General features: G+C 69.0%; 14 protein-coding genes. 5 read left to right on the forward strand and 9 right to left on the reverse strand.

Features of this window, described 5'->3' with window-relative positions; all coding sequences use genetic code 11:
- Nucleotides 1-16 precede the first annotated feature (16 nt).
- From ACTIEF_RS08975 to ACTIEF_RS08990, 4 genes are read left to right on the forward strand one after another with little or no spacing between them, the layout of a single operon-like run.
- A complete protein-coding gene (locus ACTIEF_RS08975) occupies nucleotides 17-1,546 on the forward strand; it encodes a tryptophan halogenase family protein (RefSeq protein WP_439471791.1) in 1,530 nt (509 codons plus the stop codon).
- Nucleotides 1,543-3,033 (forward strand): tryptophan 7-halogenase, encoded by a 1,491-nt coding sequence (locus ACTIEF_RS08980; RefSeq protein ID WP_439471792.1) that lies wholly within the window; start codon nucleotides 1,543-1,545, stop codon nucleotides 3,031-3,033. The genes ACTIEF_RS08975 and ACTIEF_RS08980 overlap by 4 nt, the downstream gene beginning before the upstream one ends.
- The gene (locus ACTIEF_RS08985) at nucleotides 3,033-4,574 is read left to right on the forward strand and encodes a tryptophan halogenase family protein (protein WP_439471793.1); all 1,542 of its coding nucleotides are present in this window, start codon (nucleotides 3,033-3,035) and stop codon (nucleotides 4,572-4,574) included. Before ACTIEF_RS08980 ends, ACTIEF_RS08985 begins: the two co-directional genes overlap by 1 nt.
- A 9-nt stretch (nucleotides 4,575-4,583) precedes the next feature.
- Complete coding sequence (locus ACTIEF_RS08990) at nucleotides 4,584-5,945, forward strand: DUF6880 family protein (protein ID WP_439471794.1); 1,362 nt, start codon at nucleotides 4,584-4,586, stop codon at nucleotides 5,943-5,945.
- Here ACTIEF_RS08990 and ACTIEF_RS08995 read toward each other — a convergent pair.
- From ACTIEF_RS08995 to ACTIEF_RS09015, 5 genes are all read right to left on the reverse strand, one after another.
- Nucleotides 5,942-7,576, reverse strand: a complete 1,635-nt coding sequence (locus ACTIEF_RS08995) for a carboxylesterase/lipase family protein (protein ID WP_439471795.1) — start codon at nucleotides 7,574-7,576, stop codon at nucleotides 5,942-5,944. The two genes, ACTIEF_RS08990 and ACTIEF_RS08995, sit on opposite strands and share 4 nt — an antisense overlap.
- Nucleotides 7,576-8,874 (reverse strand): spinster family MFS transporter, encoded by a 1,299-nt coding sequence (locus ACTIEF_RS09000; RefSeq protein WP_439471796.1) that lies wholly within the window; start codon nucleotides 8,872-8,874, stop codon nucleotides 7,576-7,578. Before ACTIEF_RS09000 ends, ACTIEF_RS08995 begins: the two co-directional genes overlap by 1 nt.
- A gap of 65 nt (nucleotides 8,875-8,939) precedes the next feature.
- Entirely contained in the window at nucleotides 8,940-9,638 is a 699-nt protein-coding gene (locus ACTIEF_RS09005) for a TetR/AcrR family transcriptional regulator (protein ID WP_439471911.1), read from the reverse strand.
- A 70-nt stretch (nucleotides 9,639-9,708) separates the two neighbouring features.
- Nucleotides 9,709-11,301, reverse strand: a complete 1,593-nt coding sequence (locus ACTIEF_RS09010; RefSeq protein WP_439471797.1) for an AMP-binding protein — start codon at nucleotides 11,299-11,301, stop codon at nucleotides 9,709-9,711.
- Between the two features lie 91 nt (nucleotides 11,302-11,392).
- Nucleotides 11,393-13,564, reverse strand: coding sequence for a TonB-dependent receptor (locus ACTIEF_RS09015; RefSeq protein WP_439471798.1), 2,172 nt, complete (start codon nucleotides 13,562-13,564; stop codon nucleotides 11,393-11,395).
- A gap of 189 nt (nucleotides 13,565-13,753) precedes the next feature.
- Between ACTIEF_RS09015 and ACTIEF_RS09020 the strand changes: the two genes are divergently transcribed.
- Entirely contained in the window at nucleotides 13,754-14,641 is an 888-nt protein-coding gene (locus ACTIEF_RS09020) for an SDR family NAD(P)-dependent oxidoreductase (RefSeq protein ID WP_439471799.1), read from the forward strand.
- 439 nt (nucleotides 14,642-15,080) lie between these two features.
- On the opposite strand, the gene ACTIEF_RS09025 is transcribed toward ACTIEF_RS09020, so the two are convergent.
- The 4 genes from ACTIEF_RS09025 to ACTIEF_RS09040 form a co-directional block, all read right to left on the reverse strand.
- The gene (locus ACTIEF_RS09025) at nucleotides 15,081-15,890 is read right to left on the reverse strand and encodes a polysaccharide deacetylase family protein (RefSeq protein ID WP_439471800.1); all 810 of its coding nucleotides are present in this window, start codon (nucleotides 15,888-15,890) and stop codon (nucleotides 15,081-15,083) included.
- Between the two features lie 66 nt (nucleotides 15,891-15,956).
- A complete protein-coding gene (locus tag ACTIEF_RS09030) occupies nucleotides 15,957-17,153 on the reverse strand; it encodes a Dyp-type peroxidase (protein ID WP_439471801.1) in 1,197 nt (398 codons plus the stop codon).
- Nucleotides 17,146-19,719 carry a pyruvate formate lyase family protein gene (locus ACTIEF_RS09035; RefSeq protein WP_439471802.1) on the reverse strand — a complete coding sequence of 858 codons (2,574 nt, stop codon included), beginning with the start codon at nucleotides 19,717-19,719 and terminating at the stop codon, nucleotides 17,146-17,148. Before ACTIEF_RS09035 ends, ACTIEF_RS09030 begins: the two co-directional genes overlap by 8 nt.
- A 3-nt stretch (nucleotides 19,720-19,722) precedes the next feature.
- On the reverse strand, nucleotides 19,723-20,898 hold the full coding sequence (locus tag ACTIEF_RS09040; RefSeq protein WP_439471803.1) for a VOC family protein: 1,176 nt from the start codon (nucleotides 20,896-20,898) through the stop codon (nucleotides 19,723-19,725).
- Nucleotides 20,899-20,996: the final 98 nt, after the last annotated feature.

Raw genomic sequence — 20,996 nt, forward strand, 5'->3', positions numbered from 1 at the left:
GACGGGGAATCCGCGCGTGAACAAACCGCTTGAGATCGTTATCGTGGGCGGCGGCACCGCCGGCTGGATGAGCGCCGCCGGCCTGGTGGGCGTGTTGAAGCCTGATCAGGTGAAGGTGCGGCTGGTCGAGTCCGACGACATCGGCACGGTCGGGGTCGGCGAGGCCACCCTGCCGCAGATGCGCGAGTTCAACGACCGCATCGGCATCGTCGAGTCCGACATGATGCGGAAGACGAACGCCACCTTCAAACTGGGCATCGAGTTCCGGGACTGGGGCTTCAAGGGCTCGTCCTACGTCCACCCCTTTGGCGCCCATGGGCGTCCGCTGGGCGGGGTCGGCTTCCATCACCAGTGGACCCGCGCGCGCCTGGCCGGGCGGGCGGCGGACATCGGCGACTATTCCTACGCCATCACCGCCAGCCGGCGGAACCGCTTCGACTTCCCGGCGACGGACAAGACGGCGGTCAACTCGACCTACGACTATGCGTACCATTTCGACGCCGGTCTCTATGCCCGCTACCTGCGTGGCTGGTGCGAGGCGCGGGGGCTGACGCGGACCGAGGGCAAGGTCATGGAGGTCCGTCTGGACCCGACCTCGGGCGACGTCGCCGCCATCGTGCTGGAGTCCGGCGAGGTCATCACCGGCGACCTGTTCATCGACTGCTCGGGCTTCCGCGGCCTGATCATCGGCGGGGCGCTGAACGGGCCGTTCGAGGACTGGACCCGCTGGCTGCCCTGCGACCGGGCCCTGGCCGTGCCGACCGAGCGGTCGGAGGACTTCACCCCTTACACCCGCTCCACCGCCTTGGAGGCGGGTTGGCAGTGGCGCATCCCGCTGCAACACCGCACCGGCAACGGTTACGTCTATTCCAGCAGCTTCATCAGCGACGACGAGGCCATCACCCGCCTGATGGGCAATCTGGACGGCGCGCCGCTGATGGATCCCAAGCCGATCCGCTTCAAATCGGGTCGTCGCACCGCCTCCTGGACCAGGAACTGCATCGCCGTGGGGCTGGCGTCCGGCTTCCTGGAGCCGCTGGAGTCGACCAGCATCTACCTCACCCAGGTCGCCGTCCTGACCCTGCTGGACCTGCTGCCGCGCCGCCCGATCGATCCGGTGCTGGCCGAGGAGTTCAACCGGGTGGTCGACAATGAGTACGACCGGGTCCGCGACTTCCTGATCCTCCACTACAAGGCGAACAACCGCACGGATTCCGAGCTGTGGCGGCACTGTCGCGAGATGGAGGTCCCCGACACCCTGCGCGAGAAAATGGCCCTGTTCGGCCATCGCGGGCACATCGCCCAGTACAAGGACGGCCTGTTCTCGCCGCCCAGCTGGCTGAGCGTCTTCGTGGGGCAGGGGGTGTTGCCGACCGGCTATCACCCCATGGCCGACAGCCTGCCGCTGCCCGCCGTGCTGGAAGAGATGGAGGCCCTCCGGACCCGCATCTCTGACCGGGTCGACGCCATGCCCAGCCACGCCGACTTCGTGCGCGACTACTGCGCGGGCGAGGCGCCGCTGAAGGCCATGGGAGCGGGCGCATGAGCCCCCCCATGAGACCTCGCGTCGAACAGGTTCTGGTCGTTGGTCGCGACGCCGCCGTCTGGCTGTCGGCCCTGGCCCTGCACAAGGCGCTGGCCCGCACCGGGGTGAAGGTGCGGGTGGTCGAGATGCCGTCCCTGCTGACCCCCGCCGACGTCTATTCCGCCGTGCCCTCTCTGGGCGCGCTGCATAGCCTGCTGGGGCTGGAGGAGGCGGCGGTGCTGGAGGCCACGCGCGGCCTGCCGGTGCTGGGCCAGCGCTTCGCCAACTGGTCGAAGTCCAAGGCGCCCTTCGTCCACGGCTATGACACCCACCGGATCACCCTGAACGACATCGACTTCCTGCAGTTCTGGGTGAAGGCCCGGGGCGAGGGGATGAAGGTCGAGCTGGACGATTTCTCGCTGGCCGTCGCCGCCGCGAAGCAGGGGAAGTCGGCCGTTTCCCGCGACGGTGACCGGGCCGAGCTGCCGCTGTCATCGGGCTACCATCTGGACGCCCGCGCTTATGTCGACCTGCTGCGCCGGACCGCGCTTCAGGCCGGGATCGAGGGCCGGGGCGCCGATGTGGGCTCGGTCCAGCGCGACGGTGATCGCATCGTCTCGGTGACGCTGACCGACGGGATGACGGTGCAGGCCGACCTGTTCATCGACGCCTCCGGTCCCGCCGCCGTCCTCGCCTCGGGCGCGCCGGACGCCCCGTTCGAAAGCTGGCGGCAGTGGTTCAGCGCCGACCGCATCCTCGTGGCCGAGGCGCCGCGCCTGAAGCCTCTGCCCGCCTTCAGCCAGATCGCGGCCTTCCCGGCGGGCTGGGTCGGCCTCTATCCGCTGAAGGACCGCACCGCCCTGGTCGCCGTCTATGACTCGCGGACGATGTCGGATCAGGCGGTGCTGGACGCCCTGCCGGTGCTGACCGGCCTGCCCCTGACCGGAGAGGCGGCGGTCGAGGACTTCCATCCCGGCGCCCGTCCGCCTTGGACCGGCAACTGCATCGCCATCGGCCCGGCGGCGGTGTCGCTGGAGCCGCTCGACGCCATCCAGCTGCACCTGATCCACACCGGCCTGTCAAACCTGATCGCCCTGTTCCCCGCCGAGGCGGAGGCCCTGCCCGAGGCCGAGGCCTACAACCGCGCCATGGCCTCGCATCTGGCCAACATTCGCGACTTCCTGATCACCCACTACGCCCTGAACAAGCGCTTCGATGAGCCGGTCTGGGATCGCGCGCGGGACATGATGCTGCCCGAGAAGCTGCAGGCCCGCTTGCGCGTCTTCGCCGCTCGGGGCCGCGTGCCCCTGTATGACGACGAGTCCTTCCAGCAGCAGAACTGGGCCCAGATCCTGATCGGCCACGGCCTGATCCCGGCCAGCTACGACCCCATGGTCGATACGGTTCCGGTCGAGGAACAGATGGGCAAGGTGCGCGGTCTGCTGTCCCGCATCGCCGAGGAGGTGCAGCTCATGCCCGTCCTCGACACCGAGTTCGGGGCCGGCTGATGGAGCGTCCGGATCGCGTCCGCGACATCGTCATCGTCGGCGGCGGGACCGCCGGCTGGATGACCGCCGCCGCCTTCTCCAAGGTGGCCGGGACCCAGAGCCTGAACATCACCCTGATCGAGTCCGACGAGATCGGCATCGTCGGCGTGGGCGAGGCGACCATCCCGCCCATCCTGCTGTTCAACAAACTGCTGGGCATCGACGAGAACGAGTTCATCCGCGAGACCCAGGCGACCTTCAAACTGGGCATCCAGTTCGTCGACTGGGGCAGGCTGGGCCACACCTACATGCACCCCTTCGGCCTGTTCGGCGCCGATATGAACGGGGTCAATTTCAGCCACTACTGGCTGCGGTCGGTGGCCGAGGGCGGCGACCCGGACAATCACCACTTCGTCGCCGAGGCCGAGGCCATGCGGCTGAACCGCTTCGCCCGCACTCCGCCTGGCGGCGCGGACGGCATGCCGCGCATCAACTACGCCTTCCAGTTCGACGCCAGCCTCTACGCCGCCTGGCTGCGAAAATACGCCGAGAAGCGCGGCGTGGTCCGGCGCGAGGGCAAGATCATTTCCGCCAATCGCGATGGCGAAACTGGCCTGATCCGCTCGGTCACCCTGTCGGACGGGCGCGAGGTCGCGGGCGACTTCTTCATCGACTGCTCCGGCTTCCGCGGCCTGCTGATCGAGCAGGAGATGCAGGCGGGTTATGATGACTGGACGCAGTGGCTGCCCGCCAACCGCGCGGTGGCCGTGCCCTGCGAGCGGGTCGAGAACCCCGTCCCCTACACCCGCTCGACCGCCCACGAGAGCGGCTGGCAGTGGCGCATCCCGCTGCAGCACCGCACCGGTAATGGCTATGTCTTCAGCGACGCCTTCATCAGCGAGGATCAGGCGACCGCCGACCTGTTGAGCCGCCTCGACGGCGCGCCCCAGGCCGAGCCGCGCGTACTGCGCTTCGTCACCGGCCGTCGGCGCAAGGGTTGGATCGGCAACGTCGCCGCCATCGGCTTGTCGAGCGGCTTCCTCGAGCCGCTGGAGTCGACCAGCATCCACCTGATCCAGACCGCCATCTCCAAGCTGCTGGCCCTGTTCCCGCACGCGCGCCGGGACGACGCCATGGCCGACCAGTTCAATCGCGAGATGGATCAGCAGTACGAGGGCGTCCGCGACTTCATCATCGCCCACTACAAGGTCAGCACCCGCGACGACACGCCGTTCTGGCGGCACTGTCGCGACATGCCGGTGCCGGACTCGCTGGCCGCCAAGCTGGAGCTGTTCCGCGCCCGGGGCGAGGTCATGGTCGAGAACCACGAGCTGTTTCGCGAGACCAACTGGTTCCCCATCCTCTACGGTCAGGGCCTGATGCCCGAGGGTTATCACCCGCTGGCCGATGTCCTGTCCGACGATGACCTGCGGCTGCGGCTGTCGCAGATCCGCGCGGCCATCAAGGCGCGGGTGGACGGCCTGCCGTCGCACGACGCCTATCTGCGCCAGTGCGTGGCGGCGGCGACCAACCGGTTTGGAACGCTGGGCGCGAGGCCCTAGATAGGGGCCATGGCGAAACGCCCCGCGACTCCCAAGAAGACCCTCTCCGCCGCCAACCTGTCCGTCCTCGGCGCCGACCGTCTGGCCGGCCTCTTGATGGAGGTCGCGGGCGGCGACGCCCTGTGGAAGCGGCGGCTGCGCATGGAGCTGGCGGGCGAGGTCGGGGCGCCCGATCTGGCGCTCGAACTTGACAAGCGGCTGACCGCGCTCGGCGACAGCCGCGTGCGGGTGTCGTGGCGCAAGCGGCCCGAACTGGTGCGCGACCTGCAGAGCCTGCGCCGGATGATCGTCGACCGCCTGTCCGAACTGGACGCCCGCCTGGCCTTCGACCGGATGGTGACGTGGTTCGACCTCTATCCGGGCCTGTCGGCGCGGGTGAAGGACCCCAAGGGCGAACTGGGTCTGCTGTTCGACAGCGCGACCGGCGAACTGGCGGCCCTGGCCTCGGCGCTGGGGCCGGAGGGCGCCGTGCCCATCCTCTCCGACGCCCTGGCCACCCGCCTGTCCGAATGGGCCTCATGGATCGGACGCGGCGTCGATGACCTCAGCCCCGCCGTGGCCTCGGCCCTGCTGACCGATCTGACGAAGGGCAAGCCGCGTCCGACCGGGCGGCTGGCGCTGGTGGTGCGCAAGCTGGCCGAGCGCAGCGGCGATCTGGACGCCTGGATCAGCGCCATCCCAGACGACGACCGCACCCGGCCCGAGGTCGGCGCGGTCATGGCCGTGCGTCTCGCCGCCGCGGGTCGGGCGGAGGAGGCGAGGGCGGCGCTGGAGGCGTCCCGCCCGACCGCTCCGCCGCCGTCGCGCTGGGGCCGCAAGGCCGAGCCCGCCCCGCCGCCGCCCGAGCGCTGGCTGGAGGCCGAGATCGCCGTGCTGGACGCCGAGGGCTATGCGGCCGAGGCGGACGACGCCCGCTGGGCCCTGTTCGAACGCACCCTGTCGGCCGACGCCCTGCGCGCCATCGTCGCCCGCCTGCCGGACTTCGAGGACGTGCCCGCGCTGGATCGCGCCTTCGCCCATGCCGCCGGCTACTTCGACCCGGTGAAGGGGTTGGCCTTCCTGATGAACTGGCCCGCCCTGCGCGAGGCGGCGGAGATGATCGAGGCCCGCGGCGGCGAACTGCGCGGCGGGCATGAGGACACCGCCCTGTGGGCCGCGCGCCTGTCCGCACGCTATCCGGCGGCGGCCCTGATCCTGTTGCGCGTCCGGGCGCGGACGCTGGTCCGACTGGGCTCGGGCATGAGCGATGAGGTCGAGGGCCTCATCCACGAGGCCGAGAGCCTGGCGGCCGACGCCGGCGACGACGGCCATGCCGCCTTCGTCGCCGGTCTGCGCGCCGATGTCGGCACGGGCAAGCTGCTGCGCCGCTAGCAGCCGGTCGCGGCTGGCGGCATCGGCGGCGAGGCCAGTCCGGTGTTCCAGTTCCAGCCGATGGTCCCGGTCGCCCGGCGACGGCACATGGTCTGCTCATGCAGTTCGAACATGCCGGGGAACAGGGCGGTCGCGGGCTGGGGCGCGTCGCGGAACACCAGCCAATTCCGGCCTTCGCCATAGGCGGCCCAGTCCGGCGCATTCGTCGCGCGCGGCTGACCGTCCTTGGCGAAACTGGTCCAGTAGCCGACCATGGCGTCCGACAGGCGACGCTCCGCCGCAGTGTCCGGGACCTTGGGCCAGCGCGGCGGGGTGCGGTCCAGCCGCCCGAACATGTAGGGCAGTTCGCTGGCGTGGAAGCCGTGCAGCCCGGCCTCATCCGTCGCCGGATAGCCGTGGTCGAACAGATACAGATAGGACGCCTGACCCGCCGCCGTCTGCGATCTGGCCAGCCGTTCCGAGGTCCAGCCGTAAAGCGCGTCGCGGCTGGTCGCGAGGATGCTCTCGCCCATGTCCGACGACGGATAGAGGCGCAGGAAGGCCTCGGCCATGTCGCCGTACCGTTCGCGGATCACCCGCTCGTAGTCGGCGGCGCTGCCCGGAACCGGCGGTGCAAGCATGCGCAGCGAGCGAATCTCGCCGCTGTTGAACCCGGCCAGCACCGGGACCCGCGCCTGCCGCCCCTGATCGAACACATCGACGATCTGGCCGGGCAGGACCTTGCCGTCGACCGCGCCGAAGGTGGCGAAGCCGCTGATGGCGGCCCGGTCGGTCAGCTGTTGCGGGTCCATCCCGCGCAGCACCCGCAGGCTGGGCGCCTGCAACGTCCGCGACAGGGCCGCGCCCGCGTCCTCCGCCGACGGCGCGCCCAGCCGGGCCGCTTTCAGCTCGGGCGTGGAGATCATATAGGCGCTCTGGGCGATGGCCCGGTCGAACAGGCCTCGCGCCAGCGGCGTGGACATCAGATAGAGGACGCTCAGCCCGCCCGCGGACTCGCCCGCGATGGTGACGTTGTCCGGATCGCCGCCGAAGGCCGCGGCGTTGCGCTTGACCCACTCCAGCGCCGCCACCTGGTCCATCAGGCCATAGTTCCCCGAGATGCCCGCCGGGCTTTCCGCGCTCAGGTCCGGATGGGCCAGCCAGCCCAGCACGCCGAGGCGGTAGTTGATCGAGACGACCACCACGCCTTCGCGCGCCAGCCGGGCGCCGTCGTACAGGCTCTCCTTGCTGGAGCCGGTGACCAGCGCCCCGCCGTGGATCCAGACCAGCACCGGCGCGCGGCCCGTCGTGGACGGCGTCCAGACGTTCAGGGTCAGGCAGTCCTCGCTGGTCCGACCCAGATCGGCCGAATAGATCGACTGCACATAGGGCGTCGGCTGGATGCAGGCGGCGCCGTATTCGGTGGCGTCGCGCACCCCCTGCCAGCCCGCCGCCGGGGCGGGCGGACGCCAGCGCATCTCGCCCACCGGCGGGGCCGCATAGGGAATGCCCTTGAAGCTGAGGATGTCGCCGTCGGCGACGCCCCGCACGGAGCCTGCGGGCGCGCTGACCACGGGCGGGGTCTGGGCGTGGGCCGTGGCGCAGGCCGTCAGCGCAAGGGCGCTGGCCGCGATGGAGAGCAGGCGTTTCATCAGGCGGCCCCTTCCGCGCGCGACGTGTCACGGCCCAGCCGGCGCGCCAGCACAAGGAACAGCACGATCGCCACCAGATAGACGGGGGCCAGGGTGTAGAGCGCCGTCCGCAGCGAGCCGAAGTGGTCGCTGGCGAAGCCGACGTAGGTCGGCCCGACCGCCATGCCGATGAAGTTCATCACCAGCAGCAGCAGGGCGCCGGACAGGACCCGCTTGTTGGGGGCGACCTCGGCCTGCACCAGCGCCACCGAGGACGACAGGTAGAAGTAGTTCATCAGCGTCGGCCCGAGCAGGATGACCAGCGCCAGCGGCCAGCTCGGCGCCCACAGGAAGAGCAGATAGAAGGGCAGGGCGACCATCAGCGAGATGGCGGGCAGCAGGGCGTAGGCGGTCTTTGACCGGCGGGTGAACCGGTCGATCAGGAAGCCGGACGCCAGAATGCCGCCGCCCATGCCGAACAGGACGATCAGGGCGAACCAGATCGACAGCTCCTGCGGCGTCATCCCCAGTTCCCGCTGCAGATACAGCGGCGTGAAGTTGCCGAAGCCGTAGGTGATGATCTGGGTTACGCCGCTGCCGAGCGCCGCCAGCATCAGGGTCGGGTTGCGCAGGAACTCGCCCACGGTGGCCCAGAACGGCGCCTTGGCGACCGGGGCGACAGCCGTCGCCGGATCCAGCCCGCCGCGCTTCGGCTCCTTGACCAGAAGGGGCGTGGCGATGGCGACCAGCACGCCGATGACGCCGATGGCGATGAAGGCTTCGCGCCAGCCGAACTCCGCGGCGATCCGGGCGCCGAACAGGACGCCCAGCGCCATGCCCAGCGGCGGTCCGAGGTTGTACAGGCCCAGCGCCAGCCCGCGTCGGCGCGGCGGGAAATAGTCGGTGATGATGGCGTAGGACGGCGGCACGCCCCCGGCCTCGCCAAAGCCGACGGTCATCCGGGCGACGGCCAGTTGCGGGAAGGTCTTGGCCAGGCCGCAGGCGATGGTCGCCGCGCTCCAGATGCCGCAGGCGATGGAGACGACCCAGACCCGGTTCGTCCGGTCCGCCAGCCAGCCCACGGGGATGGCGATGAAGCAGTAGAAGAATGCGAAATACAGCCCGCCCAGCAGGCCCAACTGACCATCGGTCACGCCCAGCGCGTCCTGGATCGGCTTGGCCAGGATCGACAGCAACTGCCGGTCGAGGAAGTTCAGCACATAGATGAACCACAGCATGCCCAGCGCCACCCAGGCGTTGCGGCCGACCGAGGGGCGGGCGGCGGGCGGACCTCCGGATTCAATCGGTGTGGCGCTCATGGTTCGTTTCCTCGATGCGGGTCTTGCGCCCGTCTGTTCTTGGGTGGCCGCCGGTCAGGCGGAGGTCATTCGTTTCGCTTGCGGCGCGCCTCGGCCCGGTCCCGGCACACGCCGATGAAGCCGTGGGCCATGAAGGCGGCCATTCGTTCCTTGATCGCTTCGAAGTCGTCGGAGCGGCACTTCCCGCCCGACAGGTGATCGATCCGTCCCGTGCGGGCCAGGCTCAGGGTCAGGGCGCCGGTGACGAAGTGATAGCCCCAGAAGATGTCTTCCTCGGCGGCCTCGGGCATGGCCCGCTTCAGCAGGTCGATCAGGCGCAGCACGACCGGGTCATACAGCCGGTCCATCACCTCGGCGCCCCAGGCGGGGGTGTTGTTGATCTGGGCGCTCAGGGCGCCGAAATGTCGCCAGCCGTCGCCGCCGGTCGAATAGGTGTCCAGATCGGTGTCGAGGAAGGCGCGCAGGGCGCCCTCGACCGTGGGCTTGCCGCCGGTCGCCTTCTCATAAGCGTCCAGAGCCTCCATCCGGCGTCCGCTGGTCACCGGCGCGCGCCGCGCCATGACCTTGTCGAACACCTCCTGCTTGTCGGTGAAGTAGTAGTGGACCAGCGACTTGTGGACCCCGACCTTGTCGGCGATGTCCTTGATCGTGACCCCGTAGAAGCCGTGCTGGGAGAACAGCTCCTCGGCGGCGTCGAGCAGTTGCTCCAGACTTTCGGCGCGCTGTTCGGCCTTGCGACGCGGCTTGCGGGGCGGGGTGGTCATGGCCTGAACCTCAGGGCGGTCCGGCGCGCCACGGTGCAGGGACGCCGACTCGATGGAGACGGCGGTCATCCTATGCGCCTCCATAGGTGGCGCGAAGCTCGGCCTTGTTGATCTTGCCGGTCGCCGCCAGGGGCATGGCCTCGACCCGCACGATCCGCTCGGGGATCCACCAGTCCGCCACCTGGCCCTTTAGCGTAGCCTTCAGGACGGCGTCCTCGATCTGCTGCCCACGCGCGGGCTCGATCACCATCAGGGGACGCTCGCCCCATTTCGGATCGGCCCGACCGATCACCGCCACCAGTCCGACCGCGGGCAGGGCGCCGACGATCTCCTCGATCTCGACCGGATTGATCCATTCGCCGCCCGACTTGATCAGGTCCTTGGATCGGCCCGCCAGCAGCAGATTGCCCGCCTCGTCCAGCACCGCCAGATCGCCGGTGTCGAACCAGCCTCCGGCGTCGGTCGCGTCTTCCGGGGCGCCGAAATAGCGCCGAACCACGCTCTGGCCCTTCACCTTCAGATGGCCGACCGTGTTGCGCTGGTCGGGCAGGGGGGCGCCGTTCGCGTCGGTCAGCAGCAGGTCCAGCCCCATCGGCGGACGACCCGAGCCGCGCGCAGCCCCCGGCTGGTCGGTGCGCGGCGAGATGGCGCCCAGCGGCGACAGCTCGGTCATGCCCCAGCTGGTCTGCACCGTCGCGCCGAAGCGGCGCTCCATCCGTTGCAGCAGACTGTCCGGGCAGCTGGAGCCGCCGATGATGATCCGCTCCAGACTGTGGGTCTCGGTCCCCGTCGCATCCAGGTGATCCAGCAGGCCCAGCCAGACGGTCGGCACGCCGACGCCCACGGTCACCTGATGCCGGTCGATCAGTCGGGCCAGACTGGCCCCGTCGGTGATCCGGCCCGGCAGGATCAGATCGGCGCCTACCGCCGGCGCCGCGAACGGCAGGCCCCAGGCGTTGGCGTGGAACATGGGCACGGCCACCAGCACGGCGTCCTTGGCCGTCAGGGCCATGGCGTCCGCCTGCAGCGCTCGGATGGTGTGCAGATAGTTGGAGCGGTGGGTGTAGGTTACGCCCTTGGGCGCGCCCGTCGTGCCCGAGGTGAAGCACAGGCCCGCCTCGGCCCGCTCATCGAAACGGCCCCATTCAACCTGGTGTCCGCGCGCCGTCAGCAGGCCTTCCAGATGACTGACGTCGGCGCGTCCCGCCTCCGGCGTCTCGCCGTCCAGCAGGATCAGATGTTCAAGGCAGGGGCATTCGGCCAGCAGGGTCTCGGCCATGTCGCGCAGTCCGGCGCCGACGGCCAGAACGCGGTCTCCCGCCTGGGTGATCATGGCGCTGAGATGCGCCACCGTCAGGCGGGGGTTCAGGGTGTGGCAGACCAGCCCGACGCCCATGGCGCCGTACCAGACCTCGACGTGATGGCGGGTGTTCCAAGCGAGGGTCGCGATGCGGTCGCCGGGGCTCAGTCCCAGATCCAACAGGGCGCCGGACAGCCGGTTGGCGCGTCCGCGCAGGGGCGCATAGCCGACGGCGTCGTCGTCCTGGCCCGCGACGCCCGCGGTGATCACCCGGGCCTCGCCGTGCCATTTCGCGCCGTGATCCAGAAAGCGATCAACGGTCAGCGCGTAGTCCTGCATGAGGCCGGGAAGGGAGCCGATCATCCTTGGGCGAAAGTCCAGACGGTTACAGAAGCCGGCGGACCGGCGAAGACGTCCGGGACGGCGACGCGGAGGTCGCCGTCCCGGGGCAGGCTCAGAAGCTCCGGGTCACGTTGACGCCGAACTGGCGGGGGGCGCCCGCGTAGCGCAGGCCCGAGTTGACCGCGGCGATGTAGGTCTGGTCCGTCGCGTTCAGGGCGTAACCCGAGACCGTCCAGTTGTCGGTCTTGTAGCTGAGCAGCAGGTTCACGAGGTTGCGGGCTTCCAGCCGGTCGCCCAGCGCCTCGTTGTTGAAGATGCTGGTCCAGGCCTCGCCGATGTGGGCGTAGTCCGCCCGCGGCGACAGGATCGCGCCGTTCGGCAGGTGGAAGTCGTACTGGACGCCGATGTTGAACGTCAGCTCCGGGGCGTAGCCCTGGGTGTGGCCGTCCAGATTGATGCAGTTGGCCGTGGCCGGGCCGGTGTTGGCGTTGCAGGTCCCGGTGCGGGTCAGGCGCGGATCGGCGGCGTAGAATTGCCCCAGCTCCGAGTGCGAGACGGCGGCGCCGACATCCACGGTCCAGTCGTTCATCTTCATCTGGGCCGAGGCCTCGAGGCCCATCAGCACGGTCTCGTCCTGCACATTGACGATGGAGCTGAACAGCGGCACCGCCGGATCGCCGACCACGACCTGGAAGCCTTCATAGGTCATGTAATAGGCGCCGAGCTGGGTGCGCAGGCGACCGCCGAACATGGTCGACTTCCAGCCCAGCTCGTAGTCGACCACGTCTTCCGGACCGAACGAGCTGGCCGGGACATAGAAGTTCGGGGCGTTCAGCCCGCCCATCTTGAAGCCGGTCGCGACGAAGCCGTAGACGAAATTGTTGTCGTCGATCTTGTAGTTGAGGCTGATCTTGCCGGTGGTCTTCTCGGCGGTGACCTCGTCGCTCTGGACCAGTTGCAGGCCCAGGGCCGGATAGGTCGTGTAGACGTTCTCGTTGCGCGAGGTGCTCTCCGACCAGCGCGCGCCCAGCTGGATCTGCAGACGATCCGAGATGTCGTAGCTGATCTGGCCGAACACCGCCTTGGTGTCCTTCGGCGTCTCGCCGAAGATGTAATAGTCGAACCCGCCTTCCGGGAAGCCGACGTGATAGGCGCCGCGCGGGAAGGTCGTGACCGGGAAGGTGACGTTGTCCTGCTGCCAGAAGGCGCCCAGCAGCCAGGTCAGGCGCTGGTTGTCCGGCGAGACCAGGTTGATCTCCTGCGACCAGACGTCTTCCTCGACCCGGTCATAGAAGGTGTTGTTCAGCGCGCTGGTGCCGTCCAGATCGGTCGAGAACTCGCTGATCCCGTCCTGATAGCCGGTGATCGAGCGCAGGGTGATGCCGTTGTCGAAGACGTAGCTGACGTTCAGCGAAACCCGCGCCGTCTCGTCCACGCCCGAGTGCGGGCCGTTGGCGGTGATCTCGAACGGATCGTTGGTCGCACGCGCCGGGTCGGCCGGATAGCCGCCGAAGTCCAGCTTGTTGTAGTCGCCCTTCAGCAACACCCGCAGGGCCGGGGTGGGGGTCCACAGGACGCTGGCGCGCAGGCTGCCGGTCTCGATGTCGCCGGGGTTGCCGCGATAGTTGCCGGTGATGTTGTGGAAGCTCGACCGCTCTTCGGCGTTGAAGGCGAAGCGCGCGGCCAGGGTGTCGCTCAGCGGCACGTTCACCGCGCCCTGGAACTTCTTGTTATCGTAGTTCCCGAACTGCCCCATCAGGTAGCCGTTCACGCCCGAGAAGTCGGGGTTGCGCGAGGTGATGAAGACCGCGCCGCCGGTAGCGTTGGTGCCCGCGAAGGTGCCCTGCGGGCCGCGCAGCAGTTCGATGCTGCCGATGTCGTAATAGGGCTCGGCCTGGAAGTAGCCGGGGAAGACCGGCACGCCGTCGCGGTAGGTCGTCACGCCCACGCCGATGGCGGTGGTCGGCTCGGACTTGCCGATGCCGCGCACGTTGAAGAAGTTGCCCTGGCCGAAGTTCTGAACCGTCGTGGATGGGGCGACGAACTGCAGCTGCTCCAGCGAGAAGACGCCGCGGTCATCCAGGCTCTCGCCCGCCAGCACGGTGGCGGCGACGGCGGTCTCCTGCAGGTTGGTCGTGCGCCGCTCGGCGGTCACGACGACCTCGCCCAGCGACGTGGCCTCTTCCTGCGTGTCGGTCTGTTGCGCCGTCGCGTCCTGAGCCTGGGCGGCTCCGGCCCACAGCAGGACGGCGGCGGATGTGGTCAGCCAGAGCTTGCGCCCCATGGTCTTCCTCCCTCGGTGTTTCCTCGAACGCTCTGACGGCGTCATGGCGATCACCGTCTCATCGATTCCGGAAGTCGTCAATCCTCACTCGTCGGCTAGTGAACATTGACCTTTCGCCTAACATCAGCAGAGTGCGCCCGTCCGGAACGGGCAGGGCGGCGATGTCCGCGACAGGGATGAGGAATCAGAATGACCATCGATCTGACCGGCCGCGTGGCCATCGTGACGGGCGCCGGCGGCGGTCTGGGCCGCAGTCATGCCCTGGCTCTGGCGCGTCATGGCGCGACGGTGGTGGTCAATGATCTTCAGCCCGCGGCCTGTGAAGCGGTGACCGCCGAGATCATCGCCGCGGGTGGTCAGGCCGTGCCCTGGACTTGCAGCGTGACGGATCGTCCGGGCGTCTTCGCCATGGTCGAAGACGTCATCGCCCAGCTCGGCGGCCTCGATATCCTGGTCAACAACGCGGGCATCCTGCGCGACCGCACCTTCGCCAAGATGGATCTGGACGACTTCGAGCTGGTGCTGGACGTGCACCTGATGGGCTCGGTCAACCTGACCAAGGCCGCCTGGGCCCATATGCGCGACAAGGGCTATGGCCGGGTGATCTTCACCACCTCGTCCTCGGGCCTGTACGGAAATTTCGGCCAGGCAAACTACGGCGCGGCCAAGATGGCGCTGGTCGGTCTCATGCAGACCCTGGCGCTCGAGGGCCAGAAGTCCGGCATCCACGTCAACTGCCTCGCCCCCAGCGCCGCCACGCAGATGACCGAGGGCCTCTATTCCGACGACGACCTGAAGGGGCTGTCCACCGATCTGGTCAGTCCGGGCGTAGTCGCGCTCGCCGCCGACAGCGCGCCGACGCGGACCATCCTGCTGGCCGGGGCAGGGGCCTTCGAACAGGCCCACATCACCATGACCCAGGGCATCTATCTGGGCGACGCCCCCGACGCCGCCCAGCGGATTCAGGCCCAGTGGCCGCGCATCGCCGACCGCACGGGCGAAACCGTTCCGGCCTCCGGCGCGGCCCAGTACACCCACGAGGTCGCCCATCCGGACAGGGCGCTGACCCCCGCCTGAGTCTCGTCTTCGCAGCGAGAAGGTTAACGCAACTCGATATCATTTTGAGATTCTTGGTCTATCAGCGTCACGACATTCTTACTGTAGAGCTTGCGCCGGTGCGGATGCGAGTAGGCGCCGCGCGAGTTTGATCCGCCGTGTTTGGCGGGTCGGCGGAGCTAAAGAACGTCGCGTATGCTGAAGTCGGCCATCGGCCGTGTGCTGGCCCATGCTCATGGGGTGACCGCGAAGACAGGAGCCGCTGGACGCCTGGTCGCGCGACAGCCTGCGCCTCGACTTCGGCGCCGACTGGTCGATCAACGACCGGATGGAGCTGGGGGTGGGCTACCGCAGCGCCTTCGATGACGCGGGCTCCAGCCACGGCGGCGAAATCCGCATGAAGATCGGCTGGTAAGCCAGGCCGGGAGCCGCTTCGGCGGTCCCTCATCCCGGCCCTTTTTCATTTCAGCGTGGCAGGGGAGGCGGCCTGCCGCCGCGCCCGGTCCATCGCGTCCTGGAGGGTGGTGGTCCAGATCTCGGCGCGGTGGGCGACCAGCCAATCCAGCAGTTCGGCGTGGGCCTCGGCCGAGACCGGCAGATGCTCGCCGCCCACGCCGTGGAACAGCAGCACCGCCATCCCGCCGCCGTCGATCGTCTGCCGGACCCAGGCGATCATCTCGGCCCCGGTCACGTCGGCGTCGAAGGCCTTGGCCGGCACATGCATCGGGTCCATGGCCGAGACGTCGGCGGCCAGATCGGCGGGCTCGGCCGACACTCCGCGCACATAGGTGACCAGCCCGGCGGCTCTCAGCGCCTCCAGATAGTCGACCCCGCCCGCCGTGCTCTGGCCGCAGGGCGTGGCCATGCCGTGCCGGTCGCGCCCGTCCATGGCGGTCAGCAACACATTGGCCTGCTCGATCTCGCGCAGCATCTCTCCGACCGTATAGGCCTCGGTGGTGTAGCGGGAATCGGCGGGGAAGGTGGCGGCGGCGCAGGCATGGAACAGGGTGTGGTTGGCCAGCTCATGCCCGTCGTCCGCCACCGCCCGCCAGCGCGGCACATCGGCGGGCTTCAGGTTGGACAGGAAGAAGGTGGCCTTCAGCCCCCGCGCATCCAGCGCCGGAATGGCCGTGGCCAGCTGCGACGGCATGGCGTCGTCATAGGTCAGGACCACCGCCCCGCGCGCGCCGCCGGGCCAGTCCTGCGCCATCGCCGGCGTGGCGAGGCAGGCGACGGCCAGCGCCGTCAGGCTGATCAGGGACCGCGTCATCCAGAGACTCCGTTCCGGCCCGGCCGCGACTGTCCGCGCGGGGCCTCATCTCCTCTATCCGCGCGGCTATGCCTCGAACAGGCCCTCGCCGATCATCCCGCCCTTCTCGGCCGCAGGCGGCACGAAATAGTAGCCGCCGCCGATATTGGCCGCCCCGCCGTCCTTATAGAGCCGGTCCTGCCCCGCGCCCTTGGTCGGGAAGTCGGGATTGGTCTGCCACATCAGCACCGGCCACTCGTAGTGGCTGACCAGATCGCGGGTGAAGCTCAGGTGGTGGACGCCCCGGACCTCCTGCCCATCGGCGCAGACACCGTCGTCGAAGAAATAGGGCCGCCGCAGGAAGCGCCGGCTCTCGTCCTCCAACCCCAGCAGGTCGCGGTGGGCGCCGCGCATGGGGTTCATCTTCTGGGCGTGGGACTCCGGCGCGGGCGTGGTGATCCGCACCCCCTCCTTGTCGACCCCGAACACCTGCTGCTGCTCCGTCCCCGACAGGGCGAAGAAGCCCGCCAGCCGTCGCCGGATCTTGCGATAGGCCAGATACGCCCCGCCGACGCACCAGTCCGGCTCCGGATCGTTCGGGCCGATGAAGACCGCCGCCTCCATCGGCGAGCCGGGCGTCCCGCCTTTCGGATTGGTCAGCCCGTCCTCAAAGCCGGACGGCTCGCGGCTGTCGGGCCGGGCATAGCCCCGCTCGACGCCCCGGACCTTCAGGTGCGGGACCGCCCCGTAGAGCAGCCGCCCCAGGATGTACTCGTTGACGTAGTAGTCGTCGCTGGCGATCAGCACGACCAGATCGGTGGCCGTATCGACCGGGCGGAACTCCGGCACGTCGCCCTCGATCCGCGGCATCACCTTCAGCGAGGCGGGCCGCCGTCCCGACAGATCGAACCGGTCGTCGCCATCGACGGTGGTGAACAGCGTGGCGCCGAAACCGACCGTCACCGTCACCCGCTTGCTGACCACCGGCCCGTCATAGGGGCGGACATCCTTGGTCGGCGGGCGCTTGGCCATCTGGTGCAGAGCAAAGCCGTTCAGGGTCTTCAGCGTGGCCTTCAGCTCATCGCGGGTCACGCAGGTCACATCGGCGGTGACGACATGCAGGTGCCGCTGACGCTCGATCTGGCCGGCGTAGCTCTTGGCGTATTTGTCCGGATCGACCTCGGGCGTGGTCGGCGGCGCCGGGGGCCAGGCGGGATCGACGATGCCCGGCTGATGGCGCTGGCCGGGAATCGGCTCGGGGCGGGGAAGGACGACGTCAGACATACAGCGGCCTCCGCATGTGTTGGGCCTGATGGTCCGGGAACAGGGCGACGAAGAACTCGGTCCAGCCGCCCATCCGCACCCGCACCAGATTGTATCGCTCGGGGTCCTTGCGCGCCTTGGAGAAGGTCTCGGGATCGCAGACCGTGAAGGTGCAGATCGACCCGCCCTCGCCATTGGCGAACCGGCGCAGCATGGCCCGCAGCCGGTCGGGGTCGAAGTCCTCGGGGATGTTGTAGTCGACCGGCGCCCCGTCCCCCAGCTGGGCCATCACCGCGTGGCGATAGCTGGCCAGACTGTCCTCCAGCTTGCCGGCATTGACCTGGCTGGCGAAAGGCTCGCCCGGCTCGGGCAGGACGATGCGATAGTCCGGCGCGGGCGAGCAGTCCGAGGCGATCGGGCTGTTGGCCGGACGCCCGTCCGCCGAGGCCCCGCTGGCCCCGCCAAGGCCGACATATTGCTCGAACGTCCCCGTGCCCGGCGCCAGGTTCAGCCGGAACGGCTGGGCCGGATGGTCATAGGCCGCCGACAGCCGCCGGATGCGCTCCTCGTTCACCGGCGTCCCGGCCACCTCGCGCACGCAGGCGGTGAAGGTCTCCAGCAGCCACCAGGCCTGATGGTCCACCGCCGCCTGGCCGGTGCCGAACTTGGCCTGATCGACGCACAGGGCGTGGATAGCCTTGATCCGCTCCGGCGCTACGCTGGGACCGAAGGCCGGGACCTGCCGCCCGCCACGATCCAGCAGCCGCTCGCCCCAGTTGGTGGCCAGACAGGTGGTCAGCTCCTGCAGGCTGAAGGCCTTCTGTTCGAACACCAGCGTCTCGATGACGTGCAGCGAGTTGGCGGCGTTGCTGACCCCGACCAGCAGGGGTGAGAAGATGTGATACCGCGCCCCGCCCTGGGTGATGTCGCGACCGGTCTCCAGACAGCCCCGGATCAGGGCCGACAGCAGGGGCGACGGCGCGATGTCGTGTTTGTTGCCGTACAGCCGGATCAGGTTGTTCAGATAGCGGTGGCAGTCCAGCCGCATGTGCTCGACCAGGATGGCGCGGAACGCCTCCATATCGGGAATGTCCGCCGCCGCCGGACTACGCCAGGAGTCCTTGGTGCCGCGCAGATTGATCGGCCCCGCCCCGCCCAGCATGGCCCCGCGATTCATCGCCTTTTCAATGAGGTTGAGCGCGAAGACGAATCCGAAGCTGAACTCGCTCTGCCCCGCCACCATGGTCTCGTAACAGCCGTCGCAGGCGTAGTCGCGCGCGTCCGCCAGCGGGATCTCCGGCCCGCTCGCGCTCGCCAGCGCGGGCACGATGACGTCGTCGTTCAGCAGCACCGGATGGGCCCCGCCGCTCAGCAGGGCGCGCGCCGCCAGATCCAGCACATCCTCCGGCGTCTGGCTGTGCACCCGCAGGTCCAGCGTCGGGCTGTTCAGCGGCAGCCGCCGCGCCGCCTCCAGACACAGGCGGGTCACCGCATTGCAGGCATCGGTCGGCGTCCCCGCATCGTCCGGCAGCATGCCGCCGATGGTCACCTGCTGCATCCACTGGTTCAGCAGCGCGCCCTGGTCATAGTTGGACGTCCCCTCGAACCCGGTCAGCACGCCGTCGAAGGCGGTGAAGCGGTTCTCGGCGTGGCGGTTGTCCAGGATCACCCGCTCGTCCAGCTTGATCCAGAAGCAGTCGATCAGCTCCTGCGCCCCTTCCGGCGTCAGCCGCCCGGCCTCGATGTCCGCCGCGTGCAGCGGGGCCAGAAGCTGGTCCAGCCGCCCGATCGGCACGATCTCCACCGTCCAGTGCAGGGCGCAGTGCACGATCAGTATGGCCTGCAGCGCCTGATGGAAGGTCTCGGCCGGCTTGCGCGGCGCGACTTCCAGCGCGGCGGCCACGGCCTCCAGATTGGCGCGCCCCGGATCGCCGGAGGGCAGCGTCGCCGCCATCGCCCGCGCCTTGGCGGCATAGCTGTCCGCATAGTCCATCACCGCCTGCAGGCAGATCGAGACCGAGCGGTAGAAGTCGTGCGGGTCCGAGCCCGGCGGGCTGCTCGCCGTCCCGGCGTCGGCCTCGGCCTTCATCGCCTCCAGACCCCGGTTCAGCACCACGCCATGGTCAGGCACGATATGGCCCATCGGCGACAGCTCGTTCAGGCAGCGCAGCGCCCCGGCCAGTTCCTCTTCCTCGGTCAGGTAGCGAACGAACTCCTTGCCCTGTCCGACCGCGAACGGCGGCAGCACCCCGACCAGCAGCTCATCGGGCGACACCCGGAAACTGTCCGCCGTCGAGGCGATCTCCGGCTGCTGGATCAGTTCCAGCATGCGCGCCACCGCCAGTCCCTTGCGAATGGCGATGGGCTGGGCGGCCAGATCGGCGCGCTGGGCCTCCGTCAGGTCGCTGCGCCCCCGGAACAGGTGCCCGACCTGTCCCTCCGTCAGCCAGGCCGACCGGCCTTTCCACCGCTCGAAGGTCCGTAGCAGCAGGCGACAGATGCGCGGGGAAGGGACGTCCGGATGGTGGGGATCCAGAAGCTGCTTGGCCTGCAGGTCGCGCCAGTAGTCGACATCGCTGTGGTGCATGGCTCAGACCTCCAGAACCTGGGCCAGCAGGATCTCGTTCTCGTCCGGGTCCAGAAGCGAGGCCAGCCAGACCGCCTCGTACTTCACGATCTCGCCCCTGAACCGGGCGCCCCGCGCCGTCATCTCGGCCACCACCTGATCCAGCGGGCGGCTGGCGGCGATCTCGATATTGATGGCCCCGCGCTGACCGGCGCTCGCCGTCTCCGGCGGTCGGGCGCGGTGCAGGCCGACGACCAGCCCGCGTCCGGCGTCGATCTCGGCCCATTCGGTCCCGACCCGCGTCTTTAGCGGCAGGCCGACCACCTCGGTCCAGAAGGCCACCGCCCGGTCGATATCGGTCACATAGACCGAGGCGTTGCCGCCGCTCAGCCCCGCGTCAATCGCCTTGGGCCCGCCCGCCGCGTCGCCCAGCAGCGACGTCCCCGGCTGCGCCGTCACCGGATGATCCATTGGGAAGATCTCCAGCTTCACATATTCCTCGTGGTTGGTGTTGATCACGAAGAACCGCTTGTCCGGATGGTCGGCCTTGCAGTCGCGCATGGCCGAAATGGCCAGCACCACATTGTTCGGGTCGTCGTCGGACATGCCGAACCGGTGCGGCAGGTCGGCGCCATAGGTGTCTAGGGCCTTGGCCACTGCATGCTTGATCGCCCGCTTCTTGATCGCGGCGGTAGTGAAGCTGCGGTCCTCGGCCCCCAGCATCGTCCGCACCCCCTCGTTCGAGACGGTGTAGATGCCGATCACCACTGGAACCTGGGGCAGCAGCCCGACCTCGACCAGCACCCGGAACCCGGCCTCAATGGTCTCCGGCTCATGCCCGCGCGCCGTCACCACGGCGATGGGGCGGCCCTTGTCGCAGGCGTGGACCAGCAGGGGGAAGGCCGGACCGCGCCAATCGTCGCCCCCCGCCGCCAGCGCACGGCGCAGGTCGGTGATGAAGGTCTGCTGCGCCGCCGGGACGGTCGGATCGTCGCGGAAGTCGCGGAAGGTGCGATCCCCGATGCTCCAGCTCTGCCACGGCGCCTCGCGCCCGAGCTTGTTCTGGATGGCGGCGAATTCGCCCGAGCTGACGACCTTCTCGGCCTGCGTCTCGGCGTTCCAGAGATAGATCGACGTCGGCAGGAACAGCAGATTGTCGTCGACATCGAAGAAGTAAAAGCTGCGGCTTGCGTCACTCATGCGGTGTCCCCCCGGGCACATCTTGAAGGCGAGCGTTCGGGGAACTGACATCACTTCCGCGATGTGCACAACTATCTCTGGTTAAATTTCCAACGCTT

This window comes from Brevundimonas sp. (assembly GCF_051858995.1).
Taxonomy (GTDB): domain Bacteria; phylum Pseudomonadota; class Alphaproteobacteria; order Caulobacterales; family Caulobacteraceae; genus Brevundimonas.